19 protein-coding genes and 1 tRNA gene are annotated in these 19,869 nt (G+C 64.9%); 5 read left to right on the top strand and 15 right to left on the bottom strand.

The window, feature by feature from the left end:
* Positions 1 to 91 precede the first annotated feature (91 nt).
* Complete coding sequence (rpoB, locus tag RTY13_RS17375; RefSeq protein ID WP_312785391.1) at positions 92 to 4,207, bottom strand: DNA-directed RNA polymerase subunit beta; 4,116 nt, start codon at positions 4,205 to 4,207, stop codon at positions 92 to 94.
* Positions 4,208 to 4,526: 319 nt separating this feature from the next.
* On the opposite strand from rpoB, the gene RTY13_RS17370 reads away from it, so the two are divergent.
* The 3 genes from RTY13_RS17370 to RTY13_RS17360 all read left to right on the top strand — a co-directional run bounded on the left by RTY13_RS17370 (position 4,527) and on the right by RTY13_RS17360 (position 9,128).
* Complete coding sequence (locus RTY13_RS17370) at positions 4,527 to 5,048, top strand: FKBP-type peptidyl-prolyl cis-trans isomerase (RefSeq protein ID WP_312785390.1); 522 nt, start codon at positions 4,527 to 4,529, stop codon at positions 5,046 to 5,048.
* 97 nt (positions 5,049 to 5,145) lie between these two features.
* Entirely contained in the window at positions 5,146 to 7,089 is a 1,944-nt protein-coding gene (locus RTY13_RS17365; protein WP_312785389.1) for a peptidase M61, read from the top strand.
* A gap of 50 nt (positions 7,090 to 7,139) precedes the next feature.
* Positions 7,140 to 9,128, top strand: a complete 1,989-nt coding sequence (locus tag RTY13_RS17360; protein WP_312785388.1) for a peptidase M61 — start codon at positions 7,140 to 7,142, stop codon at positions 9,126 to 9,128.
* 52 nt (positions 9,129 to 9,180) lie between these two features.
* On the opposite strand, the gene RTY13_RS17355 is transcribed toward RTY13_RS17360, so the two are convergent.
* The 7 genes from RTY13_RS17355 to RTY13_RS17325 all read right to left on the bottom strand — a co-directional run bounded on the left by RTY13_RS17355 (position 9,181) and on the right by RTY13_RS17325 (position 13,927).
* Positions 9,181 to 9,861, bottom strand: a complete 681-nt coding sequence (locus RTY13_RS17355; protein ID WP_312785387.1) for a type 1 glutamine amidotransferase domain-containing protein — start codon at positions 9,859 to 9,861, stop codon at positions 9,181 to 9,183.
* A 148-nt stretch (positions 9,862 to 10,009) separates the two neighbouring features.
* Complete coding sequence (rplL, locus tag RTY13_RS17350) at positions 10,010 to 10,390, bottom strand: 50S ribosomal protein L7/L12 (protein ID WP_312785386.1); 381 nt, start codon at positions 10,388 to 10,390, stop codon at positions 10,010 to 10,012.
* A 55-nt stretch (positions 10,391 to 10,445) separates the two neighbouring features.
* Positions 10,446 to 10,961 carry a 50S ribosomal protein L10 gene (gene rplJ / locus RTY13_RS17345; RefSeq protein WP_312785385.1) on the bottom strand — a complete coding sequence of 172 codons (516 nt, stop codon included), beginning with the start codon at positions 10,959 to 10,961 and terminating at the stop codon, positions 10,446 to 10,448.
* Between the two features lie 296 nt (positions 10,962 to 11,257).
* A complete protein-coding gene (locus RTY13_RS17340) occupies positions 11,258 to 11,761 on the bottom strand; it encodes a DUF2059 domain-containing protein (protein WP_312785384.1) in 504 nt (167 codons plus the stop codon).
* A 67-nt stretch (positions 11,762 to 11,828) separates the two neighbouring features.
* On the bottom strand, positions 11,829 to 12,176 hold the full coding sequence (locus RTY13_RS17335) for an NUDIX domain-containing protein (protein ID WP_312785383.1): 348 nt from the start codon (positions 12,174 to 12,176) through the stop codon (positions 11,829 to 11,831).
* Positions 12,177 to 12,262: 86 nt separating this feature from the next.
* Complete coding sequence (locus RTY13_RS17330; protein ID WP_312785382.1) at positions 12,263 to 13,264, bottom strand: inorganic phosphate transporter; 1,002 nt, start codon at positions 13,262 to 13,264, stop codon at positions 12,263 to 12,265.
* A 6-nt stretch (positions 13,265 to 13,270) separates the two neighbouring features.
* Complete coding sequence (locus tag RTY13_RS17325; RefSeq protein WP_312785381.1) at positions 13,271 to 13,927, bottom strand: DUF47 domain-containing protein; 657 nt, start codon at positions 13,925 to 13,927, stop codon at positions 13,271 to 13,273.
* Between the two features lie 176 nt (positions 13,928 to 14,103).
* On the opposite strand from RTY13_RS17325, the gene RTY13_RS17320 reads away from it, so the two are divergent.
* Positions 14,104 to 15,270: an aspartyl/asparaginyl beta-hydroxylase domain-containing protein gene (locus RTY13_RS17320; protein ID WP_312785380.1), complete on the top strand. Its 1,167-nt coding sequence runs from the start codon at positions 14,104 to 14,106 to the stop codon at positions 15,268 to 15,270.
* On the opposite strand, the gene RTY13_RS17315 is transcribed toward RTY13_RS17320, so the two are convergent.
* Positions 15,267 to 15,683 (bottom strand): helix-turn-helix domain-containing protein, encoded by a 417-nt coding sequence (locus RTY13_RS17315; protein ID WP_312785379.1) that lies wholly within the window; start codon positions 15,681 to 15,683, stop codon positions 15,267 to 15,269. The two genes, RTY13_RS17320 and RTY13_RS17315, sit on opposite strands and share 4 nt — an antisense overlap.
* Positions 15,684 to 15,737: 54 nt before the next feature.
* Between RTY13_RS17315 and RTY13_RS17310 the strand changes: the two genes are divergently transcribed.
* Positions 15,738 to 16,349 carry an NAD(P)-dependent oxidoreductase gene (locus RTY13_RS17310; protein WP_312785378.1) on the top strand — a complete coding sequence of 204 codons (612 nt, stop codon included), beginning with the start codon at positions 15,738 to 15,740 and terminating at the stop codon, positions 16,347 to 16,349.
* A gap of 19 nt (positions 16,350 to 16,368) precedes the next feature.
* On the opposite strand, the gene RTY13_RS17305 is transcribed toward RTY13_RS17310, so the two are convergent.
* The 6 genes from RTY13_RS17305 to RTY13_RS17280 form a co-directional block, all read right to left on the bottom strand.
* Positions 16,369 to 16,905, bottom strand: coding sequence for a DUF2059 domain-containing protein (locus RTY13_RS17305; RefSeq protein ID WP_312785377.1), 537 nt, complete (start codon positions 16,903 to 16,905; stop codon positions 16,369 to 16,371).
* 111 nt (positions 16,906 to 17,016) lie between these two features.
* Positions 17,017 to 17,703: a 50S ribosomal protein L1 gene (gene rplA, locus RTY13_RS17300; RefSeq protein WP_312785376.1), complete on the bottom strand. Its 687-nt coding sequence runs from the start codon at positions 17,701 to 17,703 to the stop codon at positions 17,017 to 17,019.
* A gap of 3 nt (positions 17,704 to 17,706) precedes the next feature.
* Positions 17,707 to 18,138 carry a 50S ribosomal protein L11 gene (rplK, locus tag RTY13_RS17295; protein ID WP_292082345.1) on the bottom strand — a complete coding sequence of 144 codons (432 nt, stop codon included), beginning with the start codon at positions 18,136 to 18,138 and terminating at the stop codon, positions 17,707 to 17,709.
* Between the two features lie 671 nt (positions 18,139 to 18,809).
* A complete protein-coding gene (nusG, locus tag RTY13_RS17290; RefSeq protein ID WP_312785375.1) occupies positions 18,810 to 19,385 on the bottom strand; it encodes a transcription termination/antitermination protein NusG in 576 nt (191 codons plus the stop codon).
* A gap of 13 nt (positions 19,386 to 19,398) precedes the next feature.
* Positions 19,399 to 19,698, bottom strand: coding sequence for a preprotein translocase subunit SecE (gene secE, locus RTY13_RS17285; protein WP_312785374.1), 300 nt, complete (start codon positions 19,696 to 19,698; stop codon positions 19,399 to 19,401).
* Positions 19,699 to 19,768: 70 nt separating this feature from the next.
* Positions 19,769 to 19,844, bottom strand: a tRNA-Trp gene (locus tag RTY13_RS17280).
* Between the last annotated feature and the right edge of the window lie 25 nt (positions 19,845 to 19,869).

Raw genomic sequence — 19,869 nt, 5'->3', positions numbered from 1 at the left:
CTGCGGGAATGCCCCGCGAAAATTCATTCAGAGAGGAGAGGCGGTCGGATCGCCCTCCCCCGCCAGGCGGGAGAGGGCTTCAAGTTTCCGATCAGCTGTTCTCCAGCTCCACGTTCAGGCCCAGCGAGCGCATTTCCTTGATGAGCACGTTGAAGCTCTCGGGAATGCCGGCTTCGAAGCTGTCGTCGCCGCGGACGATCGCCTCGTAGACCTTGGTGCGGCCGGCCACGTCGTCGGACTTCACCGTCAGCATTTCCTGCAGGGTGTAGGCGGCGCCGTAAGCTTCCAGAGCCCAGACCTCCATTTCCCCGAAGCGCTGACCGCCGAACTGCGCCTTACCGCCCAGCGGTTGCTGGGTGACGAGCGAGTACGGGCCGATGGAGCGGGCGTGGATCTTGTCGTCGACCAGGTGGTGCAGCTTCAGCATGTACACATAGCCGACCGTGACCGGACGCTTGAACTGCTCGCCCGTCTGACCGTCGAACAGGATCGACTGGCCCGAACGGTCCAGACCGGCCGATTCCAGCAGGTCCTCGATGTCCGAGATGTGCGCGCCGTCGAAGACCGGGGTCGCGAAGGGCACGCCCTTGGCCAGGTTCTGCGCCAGCTCGATCAGGTCCTCGTCCGATTCCGGCAGCGGCGTGTCGGCACCGTAGATCTCGGTCAGACGCGTGACCAGGGCCTCGCGCAGACCGCCGTCCATCCAGTTGTCGAGCAGGCCCTTGATCTGCTTGCCGAGGCCCGCAGCGGCCCAACCCAGGTGGGTTTCGAAGATCTGACCGATGTTCATGCGCGAAGGCACGCCCAGCGGGTTCAGAACGATGTCGACGTGGGTGCCGTCGTCCAGGTGCGGCATGTCCTCGATCGGCAGGATCTTGGAGATGACGCCCTTGTTGCCGTGACGGCCGGCCATCTTGTCGCCCGGCTGAAGCTTGCGCTTCACGGCCACGAAGACCTTGACCATCTTCATGACGCCCGGCGGCAGTTCGTCGCCGCGCTGCAGCTTCTCGACCTTGTCTTCGAAGCGGCGGTCGAGCGCCTTACGGGCGTCCTCGAACTGCTTCTTCATGGCCTCGAGTTCGCCCATCGCCTTCTCGTCGTCGAGGGCGACTTGCCACCACAGGCCCTTGGACACTTCGGCCAGCTTCTCTTCGGTCACTTCGCCGCGCCCCATGCCCTTCGGGCCCGAGACGGCGTCCTTGCCGAGCAGCAGCGGCTTCAGGCGGCCATAGACGTTGCGCTCAAGGATCTTGAGCTCATCGTCGCGGTCCTTGCCGAGGCGTTCGATTTCAGCGCGTTCGATGGCGACAGCGCGTTCATCCTTGTCGACGCCGTGACGGTTGAAGACGCGCACGTCGACGACCGTGCCGGCGACGCCGGGCGGCAGACGCAGCGAGGTGTCGCGCACGTCCGAAGCCTTCTCGCCAAAGATGGCGCGCAGCAGCTTCTCTTCCGGCGTCATCGGGCTTTCGCCCTTCGGCGTGACCTTGCCGCACAGGATGTCGCCTGGCTGGACTTCGGCGCCGATGGCCACGATGCCCGCTTCGTCGAGGTTGCGCAGGGCTTCCTCGCCGACATTGGGGATGTCGCGGGTGATTTCTTCCGGCCCAAGCTTCGTATCACGCGCCATCACTTCGAATTCCTCGAGGTGGATGGAGGTGAAGATGTCGTCGCGCACGATGCGCTCGGAGATCAGGATGGAGTCTTCGAAGTTGTAGCCGTTCCAGGGCATGTAGGCGACCAGGACGTTACGGCCCAGAGCCAGTTCGCCCAGGTCCGTCGACGGGCCGTCGGCGATGACGTCGCCGGCCTTCACGGCGTCACCCACGCGCACGATCGGGCGCTGGTTGATGCAGGTCGACTGGTTCGAACGCTGGAACTTCGACAGGCGGTAGATGTCGACGCCCGAACGACCGGCGTCCACGTCGCCGGTGGCGCGCAGAACGATACGCGTGCCGTCGATCTGCTCGACCACGCCGTCACGACGGGCGATCACGACAGCGCCGGAGTCCACGGCCACGACCGCTTCCATGCCGGTGCCGACCAGCGGCGCGTCCGACTGCACCAGCGGCACGGCCTGACGTTGCATGTTGGCGCCCATCAGTGCGCGGTTGGCGTCGTCGTTTTCCAGGAAGGGGATCAGGGCCGCAGCGACCGAAACGACCTGCTTCGGCGACACGTCCATCATGTCGACGTCGGCCTTGGTCAGCAGCTGGGATTCACCGTTGATCCGGCCGGGGACCAGGTCCTCGACGATCTCGCCCGCCTTCAGCTCGATGTTGGACTGGGCGATAACGTGCTTCGCCTCTTCCATGGCCGAGATGTAGACCACCTCGTCCGTAGCCTTGCCTTCCTTCACGCGACGGTAGGGGCTCTCGATGAAGCCGTACTTGTTGACGCGGGCGTGGGTGGCCAGCGAGTTGATCAGACCGATGTTCGGGCCTTCCGGCGTTTCGATCGGGCAGATGCGGCCGTAGTGCGTCGGGTGAACGTCGCGGACTTCAAAGCCGGCGCGCTCACGGGTCAGACCGCCCGGGCCAAGCGCCGAAAGGCGACGCTTGTGGGTGATTTCCGACAGCGGGTTGGTTTGGTCCATGAACTGCGACAGCTGCGACGAGCCGAAGAATTCACGCACCGCAGCGGCGGCCGGTTTGGCGTTGATCAGGTCGTGCGGCATGACCGTGTCGATATCGACCGAGCTCATGCGCTCCTTGATGGCGCGCTCCATGCGCAGCAGACCGACGCGGTACTGGTTTTCCAGCAGCTCGCCGACCGAACGCACGCGACGGTTGCCCAGGTTGTCGATGTCGTCGATCTCGCCGCGGCCGTCCTTCAGGCCAACGAGGATCTGCAGCACCTTCAGCACGTCGTCCTTTTGCAGGACGCGGATTTCGTCCGAAACCTCGGGGGTTTCCAGACGCATGTTCATCTTCACGCGGCCCACGGCCGACAGGTCGTAGCGCTCGGCGTCGAAGAACAGCGAGTTGAACATGGCTTCGGCGGCTTCCGGGGTCGGCGGCTCGCCCGGACGCATGACGCGATAGATGTCGAACAGGGCGTCTTCACGACCCGTGTTCTTGTCGATGCGCAGGGTGTTGCGCATGTAGGCGCCGACCGTGACGTGGTCGATGTCCAGCACGTCGATGGTGGTGAAGCCGTGCTCTTCCAGCAGGGCGATCGTTTCCGCGTCCAGCTCGTCGCCCGCCTCGGCGTAGATCTCGCCGGTTTCATAGTTGACGGCGTCGGCGGCCAGATACTTGGTCAGCAGGGCGTCAGCGGCCAGCGACAGCGAGGTCAGACCGCCGTCGGCCAGCTTCTTGGCGGCGCGGGCGCTGATCTTCTGACCCGCTTGCGCGACCACTTCGCCAGTGTCGGCGTCGACCAGGTCGAACTCCGGCTTCACGCCGCGCCAGCGTTCCGGCTTGTAGGGGGTGACCCAGCCTTCGCCGCGCTTCTCGTAAGGCACGGTCTCGTAGAAGGTCTTGAGGATTTCCTCGCCGTCCATGCCCAGGGCCAGCAGGAAGCTGGTGGCCGGCAGTTTACGGCGACGGTCGATACGGACGTAGACCACGTCCTTGGCGTCGAATTCGAAGTCCAGCCACGAGCCGCGATAGGGAATGACGCGGGCGGCGAACAGCAGCTTGCCCGACGAGTGGGTCTTGCCCTTGTCGTGGTCGAAGAAGACGCCCGGCGAACGGTGCATCTGCGAGACGATCACGCGCTCGGTGCCGTTGACGATGAAGGTGCCCTTGTCCGTCATGAGCGGAATGTCGCCCATGTAGACGTCCTGCTCCTTGATGTCCTTGACCGAACGGGCGCCCGTTTCTTCCTCGGTCTCAAAGACGATCAGGCGCAGCTTGACCTTCAGCGGCGCGGCATAGGTCATGTCGCGCTGGATGCATTCCTCGACGTCGTACTTGGGGTCCTCGAACTCGTAGGACACGTACTCCAGGACGGCGCGCTCGTTGAAGTCCTTGATCGGGAAGACCGACTTGAAGACCGCCTCGATGCCCTGGTCCTTACGCAGGCCGCTGCGCACTTCGCGCTGCAGGAACTGCTCGTAGGAAGCGCGCTGAACCTCGATCAGGTTCGGCATCTTCACCGCTTCGGGGATGCGCCCGAACGAGTGACGAATACGCTTCTTTCCGGTGAACGAGGTGGCGGAGGCGATCTTACCCAGGGCGAGACCGTCAGTGGAGTTTGCCATTCTGTTTTCCCAATCGCGGACCAGCGAAGGCCCGACGTCAATGCAGCAGCCACGGCCCGCCATTCAGCGATCCGTGACCGAAAGTTCTCTCGGCGCCCACCCTCGATCCGCTACGGGATCAGGACGCCTGAATATGCTCGCTCCTTGGGAAAGGAGCGACGCCTGCGCACCGGTCGGAGGGCGACAAACCGGGCCTCGGCGCTTTCGCGCGGGATTCATGGAATCTGCGGGAGGCGCATATATACGCCGATCAGCGGCGAAATAAAGGCCCCTGACGCAGACAGGTGACAGTTTCACTCGGCGTGATAAGCCTAGCGGTATGAACCGCATCCTCATGCCCGCGCTCGCCGCGACCGCCGCCGCCCTGACCCTGTCCGCCTGCGCCTCGACGCCTGCGACGACCGCCCCTGTCGCGCCGCAAGGCCCCGCCACCCAGGAAAACTGGGAGGTCGGTCAGGCCGCCTATCTCATGTGGAACGGCCAACGTCACGGCTGGACCACCACGCCGTCGGGCCTTCAGTATCGCCGTGTCGGCAAGGCCTACAAGAACGGCGCCCAGCCGACCGCCACCGATACCGTCAAGGTCCACTATCGCGGGACCTTCATCGACGGCCGCGAGTTCGACAGCTCTTACTCGCGCAACGAACCGGCCAGCTTCCCCCTGAACCGCGTCATCAAGGGCTGGACCGAGGGCGTCGCCCTGATGCGCACCGGCGAAACCTATGAGTTCGTCATTCCGGCCGACCTGGCCTATGGCGCGCGCTGGGTAGGCGGCGAGATCCCGCCGAACTCGGTGCTGCGCTTCACCGTCGAGCTTCTGGAAGTGAACCCGGCGAGCTGACACAGCTTCGTCATACGGCTTGACGCAGGGTGCGACACATTGTGGTCTGCGCCCCGCATCAGGCCGCGTGGGGGCGGCCGTTTCCGGATTTCCTGTGATGAAGCGTTTCGCCCTGGCCGTCAGCGCCGCCGCCCTGCTGATTTCGATGGGCGCGCCCGCGCTGGCCCAGGTCGGCACGCCCGCCCTGCCCGTGGCGCTTGCGCCCATCCCGGCCCCGCGCGACGTGGCCTATCCCGGCGTCATCAGTCTCGACGTGGACGCCACCGACATCGACCGCCGGCTGATCCAGGTGCGTCAGACCATTCCTGTGACCCAGGCCGGGCCGATGGTTCTGCTCTATCCGCAATGGCTGCCGGGCAATCACAGCCCCGCCGGTCCTGTCGCCAACGTCGGCGGGCTGACCTTCACCGCCAATGGCCAGCGGCTGGAATGGGTGCGCAACACGGTCCAGCCCTGGGCCTATCAGATCGAGGTGCCGGCCGGCGTCAGCCAGATCGAGGTCGCCTTCCAGTGGCTGACCCCGATCGAGGGCAATCAGGGCCGCGTCGTCGTCACCCCCGAGATGCTGAGCATCCAGTGGGAGAAGGCCCTGCTCTATCCGGCGGGCTACTACTCGCGTCAGATCACCTTCAAACCGAGCCTGAAACTGCCCGCCGGCTGGAACTACGGCGCGGGTCTCGACACCGTCAGCTTCGAGAACGGCCTGGCGACCTTCGCCCCCATCACGCTCGATCACCTGGCCGACAGCCCCGTCTTCGCCGGTCAGCACTATCGCCAGATCGACCTTGATCCGGGCGGCCGCTCGCCGGTTCGCCTCAACGTCGTGGCCGACACCGCCAAGATGCTGGAAGCCTCCGACGAGCACATCCAGCTCCACCGCAACCTGGTCCAGCAGGCCGACCGCCTGTTCGGCGCCCGCCACTACAACCACTACGACTTCCTCGTGGCGGTGACGGACAAGCTGGGCGGAATCGGCCTGGAGCATCAGCGCTCGTCCGAAAACAGCGTCGATCCCAAATACTTCACCGACCGCGAAGACACCCTGGCCGACCGCGACCTGCTGGGCCACGAATACACCCACAGCTGGAACGGCAAGTGGCGCCGCCCCGCCGACCAGATGACGCCCAACCTCAACGAGCCGCTGCAGAACTCGCTGCTCTGGGTCTATGAGGGCCAGACGCAGTACTGGGGCCTGGTCCTGACCGCCCGCGCGGGTCTGATGAGCAAGCAACAGGCCCTGGACGTCCTGGCCATGACCGCCGCCAGCTTCCAGAACATCCCCGGCCGCCAGTGGCGCGCCATGCAGGACACCACCAACGACCCCATCATCGCCCAGCGTCGCCCTCAGCCCTGGGGCTCCTATCAGCGCAGCGAGGACTACTACCGCGAGGGGTCGCTGATCTGGCTGGACGCCGACACCCTGATCCGCGAGCAAACCGGCGGCAAGAAGTCGCTGGACGACTTCGCCAAGGCCTTCTTCGGCGTCGAGGACGGGAACTGGAACCCGGCCCCCTACACCTTCGACACCGTGACCTCGACCCTGAACGGGGTGCGGGCGAACAACTGGCCCGCCTTCCTGCGTGAGCGTCTGGACGCGGTCGGCCCCAACTCGCGCGGACCGCTCGACGGCATCGAGCGCGGCGGCTACCGCCTGGTCTTCAAGGAAGAGCCGTCCGGCTACATGGGCGCCCTGCATAGAGAGCTGGGCCGCAACGACTTCACCTATTCGCTCGGCTTCATGATGAATAAGGCGAACAAGATCACCTCGGTCCTCTGGGGCGGCCCGGCCTTCGAGCAGGGCCTGACCTCCGGTTGGGAAGTGATCGCCGTCGGCGGGCGCGCCGCCTCGGCCGATGCGCTGAAGGAGGCCGTCACCGCCGCCAAGGGGACATCCACCCCCATCGAGCTGATCCTCAAGAATGGCGACGTCTTCAAGACCGTCCGCTTCGACTACCACGACGGCCTGCGCTACCCGCATCTGGAGCGGATCGAGGGCACGCCGGACCGCCTGGGCGACATCCTGTCGCCTCGCCGTCGCTGACGCCGCCTGCCAAGCCTTACGCCTGATTACCTCTGAGTCCTGGATACCCGATGACCCGACGCCTGCCCGCCGCCGCCCTCGCCCTGTTGCTGACCTCGGTCGCCTCGACCGCCCTGGCTCATGCCCCGCAGGTCTGGACCGGCCCGCAGGCGCCGGCCGCGCCCACGCCCCAGAACACGCCGCTCGGCCTGCCCCGCGCCCTGCCGCCGATCCCGGCCCCGACCGCCGAGACCTACCCCGGCGTCATCAAGTATGAGGTCGACGCCACCGACGTCGAACGCAAGATCGTCCGCGTGCGCCAGACCATGCCGGTCAAGGCGGGCCCGCTGGTCCTGCTCTATCCCAAGTTCCTGCCGGGCAACCACGCCGCCACTGGCCCGATCCAGCTGATCTCGGGCGTGACCGTGACGGGCGGCGGCGCCCGCATCGACTGGCTGCGCGACACCATCGACCCCAACGCCTTCCACATCGACGTGCCGCAGGGCGTGGACGAGATCGTGGTCGAGTTCCAGTGGCTGACCCAGCCTGACAACTCGACCTGGCGCGTGGTTATGACGCCGGAAATGGTCAACCTGCAGTGGGAGAAGGCCCTGCTCTACCCCGCCGGCTACCGCTCGACCGGCATCACCTTCGCCCCGTCGATCCGCTTGCCCGAGAGCTGGAAGTACGGCGTAGCCCTGGACACCGAGCGTTATGAGAACGGCGTGGCGACCTTCCGTCCGACCGACCTCTATACTCTGATCGACAGCCCCCTGTTCGGCGGCGCCCACTTCCAGCGCATCGAGATCGACCCGCGCGGCGAGGCGGTTCATCTGAACATCGTGGCCGACGAGGCCAAGAACATCGCCCCGACGCCGGAGCAGATCGCCTGGTTCGAGAACCTGGTCACCCAGACCGACCGCCTGTTCGGCGCCCGCCCCTATGACCGCTACGACTTCCTGGTCGCCGCCACGGCGAAGATGGGCGGCATCGGCCTGGAGCATCACCGCTCGTCCGAGAACTCGGTCCCGACTGACTTCTTCACCAACTGGGGCAAGAGCATGGGCGCGGTCGGCCTGCTCCCGCACGAGTTCGTCCACGCCTGGAACGGCAAGCGCCAGCGCCCTGCGGACGAGCTGACCGCCAACCACAACATCCCGACCCAGAACACCCTGCTGTGGGTCTATGAAGGCCAGACGGAATACTGGGGCGACGTGCTGACGGCCCGCTCGGGCCTGGCCTCCAAGGAGGACATTCTGGTCACCGTGGCGGAGAACGCCGCCTTCTATGACAACCAGCCGGGCCGCGAATGGCGCCCGCTGCAGGACGTCAACAACCACAACCTGCTCGGCTACCGGACCAGCAATCCCTATTCGTCGTGGATGCGCGGCACCGGCGACTACTACCGCGAAAGCCTGCTGATCTGGCTGGACGCCGACACCCTGATCCGCGAGGCGACGGGCGGCAAGAAGTCGCTGGACGACTTCGCCAAGGGCTTCTTCGGCGGCGACGACGGCTCCTACGCCCCGCGCGGCTACACCTTCGATGACGTGGTCGCGGCCCTGAACGCTGTCCACCCGCACGACTGGGCCGGGTTCCTGCGCACCCGTCTGGACGCCAGCGGCCCGGACGCCAAGGCCCCGCTGGACGGCCTGGCGCGCGGCGGCTACCGCCTGACCTACACCGACAGCCTGACCGCCGGCGAGAAGCGCATCCAGTCCGGCTGGGCCACCGACTTCCAGTACTCGCTGGGCTTCACCCTGTCCTCGTCGAACAAGCTGACCGGCATCCGCTGGGGCGGTCGCGCCTTCGAGGCCGACATCGGCCCCGGCTGGGAACTAGCCGCCGTCAACGACCGCGCCGCCTCGGCCGAGGTCCTGCGCGACGCCGTCACCGCCGCCAAGGGCACGGACAAGCCGCTCAGCCTGCTGCTCAAGAACGGCGACCGCTACCGCACCGTGGCCTTCGACTACCACGACGGCCTGCGCTACCCGCGCCTGGAACGCATCCCCGACACGCCGGACCGTCTAGGCGACATTCTGGCTCCGCGCCGCCGCTAAGGCGCGCTGAATACAGAAACGGCCCGGGAGCGATCCCGGGCCGTTTTCGCATCTAGGTTTCCAGCAGCGTCAGCAGAGCCTCCGCCGCCTCACGCGACGAGGCCGGGTTCTGGCCGGTGACCAGGGTCCCGTCCGTCAGGACATGGGAGGCCCAGTCCACGCCCTTGCTGTAGCGCCCGCCGTTGGCCGTCAGCATGTCCTCGACCAGGAAGGGCACGACCTCGGTCAGGCCCACGGCGGCTTCCTCGCTGTTGGTGAAGCCAGTGACCGCCCGCCCCTTGACCAGCGGCTGGCCGTCCGCGCCCTTCACATCCTTCAGCACGCCCGGCGCATGGCAGACGAAGCCCGTCGGCTTGCCGGCCGCGGCGAAAGCCTCGATCAGGGCGATGGAAGCCGGATCATCAGCCAGGTCCCACAGCGGCCCGTGACCTCCGGGATAGAAGACGGCGTCGAAATCCTCGACCTTCAGGTCGGCCAAACGCTGCGTGGTCGCCAGCGCGGCCTGCGCCGCGGCGTCGGCCTTGAAGCGGCGCGTGTCCTCGCTCTGGGCGTCCTCGGCGTCGCTCTTGGGGTCCAGCGGCGGCTGCCCGCCCTTCGGCGAGGCGATGACGATCTCGGCCCCTGCGTCCTTCAGGGCGTAATAGGGGGCGGCGAACTCTTCCAGCCAGAAGCCGGTCTTGTGGCCGGTGTCGCCAAGTTGGTCGTGCGACGTCAGCACCATCAGGATCTTCATGGGGGGCATCCTTGCGTGAGCGGCTGAGATGGTCCCGGCCTGCCCGCCCCGCCAGTCGCGCCCAAAAGAAAACGGGCCGGAGGTTTCCCTCCGACCCGTTCCTTGAAGTCTGAGCCTCGGCCCGAAGGCCGAAGCGCAAAATCCGATCTTACTTGATCTGGATCTTGGCGCCGGCTTCTTCGAGCTTCTTCTTCAGCTCTTCAGCGACTTGCTTCGAGACGTTCTCGACGACGTTCTGCGGAGCGCCTTCGACCAGGTCCTTGGCTTCCTTCAGACCCAGGTCGGTGCGGACGCCGCGGACTTCCTTGATCACGTTGATCTTCTTGTCGCCGCCGTCAACCAGGACAACGGTGAACTCGGTTTGCTCTTCGGCGGCTTCAGCCGGAGCAGCGCCACCGGCGACAGCAGCGACGGCGACCGGAGCGGCGGCCGAGACGCCCCACTTGTCTTCCAGCAGCTTCGACAGTTCAGCGGCTTCCAGGACGGTCAGAGCCGACAGTTCTTCAACGATCTTGGCGAGATCAGCCATTTTAGTCTTCCTTCGGTAGGATGAGGTTCAGAGAGATATGCAGAGATGACGAGGCTTAGGCGGCGTCTTTGGTCGCGTACGCGTTGAAGACGCGAGCCAGTTGGCCGGCGGGTGCTTGCAGGACGCCAGCAACCTTGGTCGCCGGGGCTTGCAGCAGGCCGATCAGCTTGCCACGCAGTTGGTCCAGCGACGGCAGCTTGGACAGGGCGTCGACGCCAGCAGCGTCCAGCACCTTGTCGCCCATGAAACCGCCGACGAGCTTGAACTTGTCGTTGCCCTTGGCGAATTCAGCCGCGACCTTCGCAGCGGTGACCGGATCAGCGGCGTAGGCGATGCCCACCGGACCCTTGAACAGATCGTGGTAGGCCGAGCCTTCCTCGACGCCCAGCGCCTTCAGCGCCAGACGGTTCTTCACCACCTTGAACGCGCCGCCTTCTTTACGAAGGCGACCACGCAGGTCTTCCATCTCCGCAACGGTCAGACCCAGGTTGTGGGTCACGACCACGGCGCCCGCGTCGGCGAACACGCTTTTCAGCGATTCGATCGACTCGGCTTTTTGTGCGCGGTCCATTGCGGTCTCCAGTTTTGGTATTCGCCGCCGGGCTAATTCCCGACGACGGATTTGGCTTAAGCGCCATGCATCGCTGCACAGCGTTCAGGCCGGTCTTATTGTCCGAAGGAAGCAGGCCTATCCGGCCGAAAACGGCTGGATGAAAGGTCTTTGCATCCCCATCTCCCCACGGCGTCAGAAGGCTCTCTGACGATTATGACGCAGGCGACCCCCGCGTCCCGAAGTTCTCGGACAGGATCCGCCAAGGCCGAAGCCCTGACGAGAAGCCGCGCTCTATACACGGCTGAGTGAGGAAATCAATGGCTTGAAGGCTTTGCTGCGGCCGTTCCCTTGGGAGGCGCGCCGTCGCAATCGAACTCGGCACAGAACTTGGTCATCAGATCGGTAAGATAGGCGACCTCGAACTGCTGCATGGCCTGGCTCTGCGCTACGCCGGCTTCCAACTGCTTGCGGGCTATTCCCCGCCCCATAGGGGTTTCATAGAAGCCGACCAAGGCGCTGAGTTCGGCTTCGCTAAAGCGCTCGGCGTAGTCGCGGCTCATTTCATCAATCATGGGCTGCATATGCGTCTGCATGATCTGCAGCGCATGTCGGCGAAACCACCTCGCCTGTTCCGTCGGTACGGATGCGTCCCACTGGGCGATCTGAGCGTCGAGCAAGCTCTGAAGCGTCTTGTCTATGCCGACCATGGAGAGTTCCACGTACCGCTCAGCCAAGGCCTGACGTTCAGTGGTCTGCGCCACGCCGGGGGTTGCGAAGGCCAGGCTGATGATGGCGGCGATAACGGCGAGAGGGCGCATGGGAACTTCTCCTGCTCCCTCATAGCCAAAACGAACAATGCTCGCCACGCTTCCCGCCCACTACTCCCTACTGGGGTCGGAAATTCCGGATCAATTCTGCCAGATCCGCTTCGTGCACCGCTTCTGCGGCCTCGACCTGGGGCATCCAGCGGCGCTGGCGCTGCTGGTCCTCGGGCCAGGCGCCGAGTTGGATCAGCACTTCCAAAGGATAGACGGCGACGACGCAGGCCTGCTCGGCGCCCGACTTCAGCCGCTTGGCGTAGCGGAAGTGACCAACGGGAGCCTCCAGCGTCTCGCCCTGGATGCCCGCCTCCTCATAGGCTTCCTGAGCCGCCGCCTGGGGGTCGGTCTTGCCGACCATGCGGCCGCCCTTGGGAATGACCCAGCGGCGCGTCTCGCGTGAGGTGATCATCATCACCTCCAAGCCGTTCTCGCCCTGTCGCCACGGCAGGGCTGCGACCTGGCGGTTCTCTGACGTCTCTGTTCGGGCCGAAACGGTCATCAGGTCAGGAACAGGCCGCCGAGGAAGTAGAAGATGGCGCCGATGGCCGCAGCAGCGGGCATGGTGATGAACCAGGCGGTGACAATGCTCCGCGCCACGCTCCAGCGCACGGCCGAGACCCGCTTGGCCGCGCCCACGCCGACGATGGCGCCGGTGATGGTGTGGGTGGTCGACACCGGAATGCCCATGCTGGTCGCGGCAAACAGGGTGATGGCCCCGCCCGTCTCGGCGCAGAACCCCTGCTGCGGGCTGAGGCGCGTGATGCGCGAGCCCATCGTGTGGACGATCTTCCAGCCGCCGAACAGCGTGCCCAAGGCGATGGCCGCCTGACAGGTGATGACGACCCAGAAGGGCACGTGGAATTCGCCGCCCAGCATGCCCCGCGAGTACAGCAGGATGGCGATGATTCCCATGGTTTTCTGCGCGTCATTGCCGCCGTGCCCCAGGGAATAGGCCGAGGCCGAGACAAACTGCAGCCCCCGGAAGATTCGGTCCGCGAAGGCGGGATTGGCCTTGGCGAACAGCCAGGACACGATCAGCACCAGCAGCAAGGCCAGCAGGAAGCCGATGGCCGGCGACATGAAAATGGCGCCCACCGTCTTCAGCACCCCCGCCAGGACAACCGCGCTGGTCCCCGCCTTGGCGATGCCCGCGCCCAGCAAGCCGCCGACCAGGGCGTGCGAGCTGGACGACGGAATCCCCGCCAGCCAGGTGATGACGTTCCAGCTGATGGCCCCCATCAGGGCGCCGAAGATCACCTGGTCCGAAATCACGTCGGGCGAGATGATGCCCCGCCCGATGGTGTCGGCCACGTGCAGGCCAAAAAAGAGGAAGGCGATGAAGTTGAAGAAGGCCGCCCAGCCGACCGCATAGATCGGCGGCAGGACGCGCGTCGCGACGATGGTGGCGATCGAATTGGCCGCATCGTGCAGGCCGTTCAGAAAGTCGAACAGCAGGGCGACGCCGATCAGGAAGACCAGGATCAGGAGGGCGTGATCCATCGGGTCCTACAGGTGCTCGACCAGGACGCCGTTGATACGGTTCGCGACATCCTCAAACCGATCGATGACCTTCTCGAGGTGGTCGTAGATCTCACCGCCGATGATGAAGCCCAGGGTGTTGCCGCCGGTCATGTCGTGGCGGTGCAACTCATAGAGCGCCTTCATGCCCTCATCGTAGAGGGTGTCGCTCTGGCTCTCCAGACGGGCGATCTGTTCGGTCAGTTCGTTCAACCGGTCATGGTTCTTGCGCATGGCCGGCAGCAGGGACACCGCCTCGGCCGTCAGGGCGCCGCACTGAACGGCGATGTCGGCCAGTTCGCGCATCTTGGGGGCGAAGTCGCGCACCTCGTACAGGGTGACGACCTTGGCCGTTTTCTGCATCTGGTCGATGGTGTCGTCCAGCGAGTTGGTCAGGCCGCGAATGTCCGAGCGGTCAAACGGCGTGATGAAGCTGCGGCGCACGGCGAACAGGACCTCGCGCGCGACCTCGTCGGCCTCATGTTCGTGATCGACGATCTTCTGGCACCAACCGGACGTGGCCTCGCCGCCGTCCAGCATTCCGCGCAGGGCCTCCGCGCCCTTCACCAGGGTGGCGGCGTGGGCGTCGAACAGGCGAAAGAAGTTGTCTTCCTTGGGCAACAGGGCCTGGAACCAGCTCAGCATCAGTCGTCTCCGAAAGGGCCGCGCTAGGCGACAAGGCCCCAAGACCGGAATTACCCCCCCGCCGTCAAGTCGTCCGCATACGGAAATCACGGTTTCCCACAATCCGCGTTGTGACGAACCTCTTGCGGTGCAACATTACGCACAGTTCATGTTTGTGTCCGCATTGGGGAGTGCGCATGCCAGACCACAGTCCAGCCCAGGAGCAGTTCCTGATCCAGGCCGGTCAGGCGTTAGCGCGCCGGGATCCCCGCCAGGCTCTGGCTTTGCTGGACAAGGCCGACGCCTTGGGACGCACGCACAACGCCACGCTGAACCGGGCTGTCGCTCTGCGCCTGCTTGGCGATTATCATGGCTCGCTCGCGGTCCTCGACGACGCCTTGGACATGCGCCCCTATGACTTCACGGCTCTGCTGGCCAAGGGCGCCATGCTGGAAAAGATCAACCAGCCCAAGGCGGCGGTTGAGGTCTATCGCAATGCGCTCAAGATCGCCCCGCCCCGCGCTCATTGTCCGCCCGCCGTCACGACCCAGATGGACTACGCCGCCCGGATGGTCGAACAGCATGCGCGCGCGCTCGGCGAGTTCATGCGTGAGCGCCTGGCGGGGCTGCGCGCCGATGTAGGCGAAGCGGCCCTCGATCGATTCGACGAAGGCCTGGAGATCTACGCCGGCCTGATCCAGCCGCCGAAACAACAACCCCTGCTGCTGAACTATCCTCGTCTGCCGATCATCCCCTTCTACGACCGCAGCCTGTTTCCCTGGCTGTCCACGCTCGAGGAGGCAACCCCCTTCATCCAGGAGGAACTGGCGAACCTGCTAAATACGGCCATGGATGAATTCTCGCCCTACATCGCCTATCCCAAGGGCGCGCCGGTCAATCAGTGGGGCGAGTTGAACCACTCCCGCAAATGGAGTTCGCTGTTCCTTTGGAAGGACGGTCGCCGCCAGGACGCGGTCTGTGATCGCTGCCCACGCACAGCCGCCCTGCTGGAAAGCCTGCCCATGGCGGATCAGGACGGCTTTGCCCCGACGGCCATGTTCTCAGCCCTGCAGCCACGCACCCATATCCCGGCGCACACGGGGTCGTCGAATGTCCGCCTGCTGGCCCACCTGCCGATCATCCTGCCTGGCCCGGCGCGTTTCCGCGTCGGCAACACGACCCGCCCCTGGGAAATGGGCAAGGCCTGGGTGTTCGACGACACCATCGAGCATGAAGCCTGGAACGACGCCGACGACCTGCGCGTCATCCTGATCTTCGACGTCTGGAACCCCTATCTGGACGACAAGGAAAAGCTTCTGATCACCGAAATGATGAAGGCCCAGCGCGACTTTCAGACGGCCTAGACTGCCCGTTGATCATAGGCAGCCTGAGCCAGCTCCACCTCCGGCATTCGCGTCTCCGCCCAGTCGATGATCGGCTGCAAGGCCTGGACCAGGGCCAGCCCCAGCGGGGTGATCGTATAGGTGACGGAGATCGGCGCCGTCGCTTCGACCGAACGCGTCGCCAGACCGTCTCGCTCCATCTGACGCAGGGTCTGACTGAGCATCTTCTGCGACACCCCCTCGACGCGCCGCTTCAGGGCGTTGAAGCGCATCGGGCCGTCCGCCAGCGTGGTCAGAAGCAGAACGGTCCATTTGTCGGCGATGCGGTCGAGCAACAACCGCGTTGGACAGTTGGCGGCATAGACGTCGCCGCGCCAAAGCGCCGGCGCGGTTTCCGCCGGGTGACCTGATGAGGTTTCGGTGCCTTCTTGCATGGTCGCTTCCAATATCACACCTGGTCTCCATTGGTAACCTATGGAGTCCTCCCCATGAAAGTCACAGTCATCGGCGCCAGCGGCCGCGCCGGATCGGAAATCACCAGGGAACTGGCCCGTCGCGGCCATCAGGTAACGGGCGTGGCCCGCAACCCCGCCCGCATCCCGACCGGCGCAGGGATCACCGCCGTCAGCGGCGACGCCAACGACGCCGCCACCCTCCCCTCCCTCCTCAAGGGTGCGGATGCCGTGGTCAGCGCCATCATGTTCGTCGATGCCAACCCCGAAACCCTGATCGGGGCGGTCAAGGCGGCGGGCGCGCCGCGCTATCTGGTCGTCGGCGGAGCCGGCAGCCTGGAGGCCGCGCCGGGCCTGAAGGTCATCGACACCCCAGACTTCCCGGATATCTACAAGGCCGAAGCCGCCGCCGGCGGCCGCTTCCTGGATCGCTTGCGTCAGGAAGACGACCTGGACTGGACCTTCCTGTCGCCTTCAGCCGTATTCGACGGCAGCGAACGGACGGGCCAGTTCCGTCTGGGAGGCGACGCATTGCTGGTCGGGGCGGACGGCCACAGCGCCATCTCCTTCCCCGACTACGCCATCGCCATGGCTGACGAAATCGAGACGCCCAAGCACAGCCGCCGGCGCTTCACGGTCGGCTACTGAGCCGGGCGACAGGCGGCCTCTATTTGGCAGATGCCGCCTGTCCAGCCTGTCCCCTAAGCGCTGACTTCATTTCCTGCCGTTCTTGAGCCGAGCACTCCAGGCGATCGCAGAGTCGATCCATGGCGCGTTCCAGCACAGGCGGCAGAACTGTTTGCGCCACGACACCGATACGCGGCGCTGCGTCATAGCTCTTGCGCACCATCGAGCGCCCAACATCGCTCTCATAGAAGGCAACAAGCGCGCGCAATTCTTCCAACGTGAAGATTTCGGCATAGACCGGCGCCATGGCTTTGAAGAGGGCAGGCATATATTCCTGCATCATCTCGGCCACGGTTTCCTGAACGGCACGGGCATCCTCGGGATTCATGCTCGCTGTAGCCGGAAACAGACCTACAAAGGACTGCTCCATCGCCTTGGCCATGTCCTCGACCTGCATCAGGGCGACAAAGCGATAGGCCAGATCAAGGCGTTCCGACGCCTCGTCACGCGCACTAGCCGATAGAGGCGCTCCCAGCATGACTAAAGCGGCGCAAAGACCGATGATAGATCGCCACATATATTCGCCTCCCCCTGAAAGCTTCGCCTTGCCCACTCGGCGACACGGGTCAACGAAAAAGCGGCGGAGATTGCTCTCCGCCGCTTTCGCAGTTCAGACTGAAGTCCGAGATCAGACCAGCGAAGCCGGATCGACCTTGAAGCCCGGGCCCATCGTCGACGACAGGGTGATGCGCTTCACATAGGTGCCCTTGGCGCCCGAGGGCTTGGCGCGGTTCAGAGCGTCCACGTAAGCCTTGACGTTGGCTTCCAGGGCTTCCTGCGTGAAGGAGACCTTGCCGATGCCGCCGTGAGCGATACCAGCCTTCTCGACGCGGAACTCGACGGCGCCGCCCTTGGCGTCCTTGACGGCCTGGGCGACGTTCGGGGTCACGGTGCCGACCTTGGGGTTCGGCATCAGGCCGCGCGGACCCAGCACCTTACCCAGACGGCCGACCAGGGCCATCATGTCGGGCGAAGCGATGACGCGGTCGAAGTCCATCAGACCACCGTTGATCTGCTCGTACAGATCTTCGGCGCCGACGTATTCAGCGCCGGCGGCGCGGGCTTCGTCAGCCTTGGCGTCCTTGGCGAAGACGGCGACGCGGACGTCGCGGCCGGTGCCCGACGGCAGGTTGACCACGCCGCGGACCTGTTGGTCGGCGTGACGCGGGTCGACGCCCAGGTTGACGGCGATTTCCATCGACTCGTCGAACTTGGCCTTGGCGTTGTCCTTGACCAGCTTGATGGCGTCCGAGAACGACATCAGCTCCTGGGTGACGCCGGTGCGGGCTTTCTGAGCCTTGGTTTGCTTAGCCATGGATTAGCCCTCCACCACTTGGATGCCGATCGCGCGGGCCGAGCCTTCGATGATGCGCATGGCAGCGTCGATGTCGTTGGCGTTCAGGTCTTTCATCTTCGCTTCAGCGATCTCGCGGACTTGCGCCTGCGTGACCTTGCCGGCGGTCTCGCGACCGACGAGCTTGGCGCCCGACTTAATGCCGGCGGCCTGCTTCAGGTAGAAGGTGGCCGGAGGCGTCTTGGTGATGAAGGTGAAGGACTTGTCCTGATAGACCGTGATGACGGTCGGCAGCGGGGTGCCCTTGGCGACCTTCTCGGTGCGCGCGTTGAACTCCTTGCAGAAGCCCATGATGTTGACGCCGCGCTGACCCAGAGCCGGGCCGATCGGGGGCGAAGGGGTGGCCGAGCCGGCCGCCACTTGCAGCTTGATATAGCCGAGAATTTTCTTGGCCATTGGTCTCTCCTATGAATGACCCCGACAGAAACCGAGGGGGCCGGTGAGCCGTGGTCTGGCATGGCTGCCTCCCACGGATTTGCCGCCGGGCGACTCGAGGGCCGTCCAGCGAAGGCGCGCGTTTAACAGGACCGGGCCGCGAAGGCAAATGAAGGGATCGGGTGGCGAGTTTCCTGAACCCTCTCCTGATGGGAGAGGGCTTGAGCCTCCAAGTGCGAAGCGATTGGCCAAGGCGAAAGGGTGAGGGTTCGCGGCCTGCATCGGCGAAGCCGTCGCAATCCCCCAGATTTCAAGCACGCGCCTGTCCAAACATCGAGCGCCACGGCTCACGCCGACTGAAAACCTAGCCCCTCACCCTTTCGCCTTCGCGGATCGCCTTCGGCTCTCCGAGGCTCAAGCCCTCTCCCGCCGGGAGAGGGAAAAACAGAGTCCAATTCGTCTGAATCGTCTGAAATCTTCCTGCTGAGCCGTAGCGCGGAGGCAAACGGCCGCAGCCTAGGCCGGTCCGCGAACCCGGCTGGAAGACGAGCCGCGAAATCTCTCAACCCCAAGCTTTCCTTGGCGTTGGCGCCCGGGATTATGCGCGAGACGCAGGTTCAGACGCCGCCTCCGGAACGCAAAACGGCGGCCCCGGAGGGCCGCCGCTGCAAAGGCTCGAAATGGCAGGCCGATCAGCCCGCGGTCTTCTCAACCTGATTGTATTCCAGATCCACCGGGGTCGGGCGACCGAAGATGGAGACGGCCACGCGCAGGCGGGCGTTGTCTTCGTCGACGCTCTCGACCTGACCGTCGAAGCTGGCGAACGGACCGTCGATGACCTTGACGGTCTCGCCGATGTCGAAATGGATCGTGGGCTTCGGACGCTCGACGCCCTCTTCCACGGCGCCGATGATGTTCTGAACTTCACGCTCCGAGACCGGCAGGGGCTTGGTGCCGCCCGCAGCGCCCAGGAAGCCCGTGACCTTCGGCGTATTCTTGACCAGGTGATAGGCGTTGTCGGTCATCTCCATCTTCACCAGCACATAGCCGGGGAAGAATTTGCGTTCCGAGTTCACCTTGCGGCCGCGACGGATCTCGACGACTTCCTCGGTCGGAACCAGGATTTCGGAGAAGGCGTCTTCAAGGCCTTGCTGCTTCGCCTGCTCGCGCAGTTGTTCCGCGACCTTCTTTTCGAAGTTCGAGTAGGCGTTGACGATATACCATTTGTGGCGGGGTTTGGCCGCCGGCTTGGGCGCTGCATCGCTCATGTGCGCGTCTCCTTTATTGGCCAAGGCCGAGAATGAAGCGGGACGCGAAGCTCAGCCCCGTATCGACGATCCAGAAGAAGGCCGAGGCGATCAGCACCATGATGAAGACCATCACCGAGGTGATCCAGGTCTCCTTGCGGCTGGGCCAGACGATCTTGCGGGCTTCAGCGCGAACCTGGCTGAAGAACTGGGCAGGCGACGTCTTCTTCTTGGGTGCAGGCGCGTCAACGGCGACCGTGGCGGCGCCGGATGCGGCGGCTGCGGTCTGGTTTCCCACGGTGCGGCGACCGCCGGGGGTCTTCGCCTTGGCCATATGACGTCTCTTCAACCTCTGGAACCTGTCGCCTCACATGGGAACTCCCAAGCGACTGCGACAGGGGGAATGGCAGGAGCGGAGGGACTCGAACCCACGACCCTCGGTTTTGGAGACCGATGCTCTACCAGCTGAGCTACACTCCTAGTGTCCCGGACAAAGATCAATGCG

This window comes from Brevundimonas sp., assembly GCF_032055285.1.
Taxonomy (GTDB): domain Bacteria; phylum Pseudomonadota; class Alphaproteobacteria; order Caulobacterales; family Caulobacteraceae; genus Brevundimonas.
Note: the sequence above shows the minus strand (reverse complement) of the source record. Positions and strands in the feature narration are given on the sequence as shown.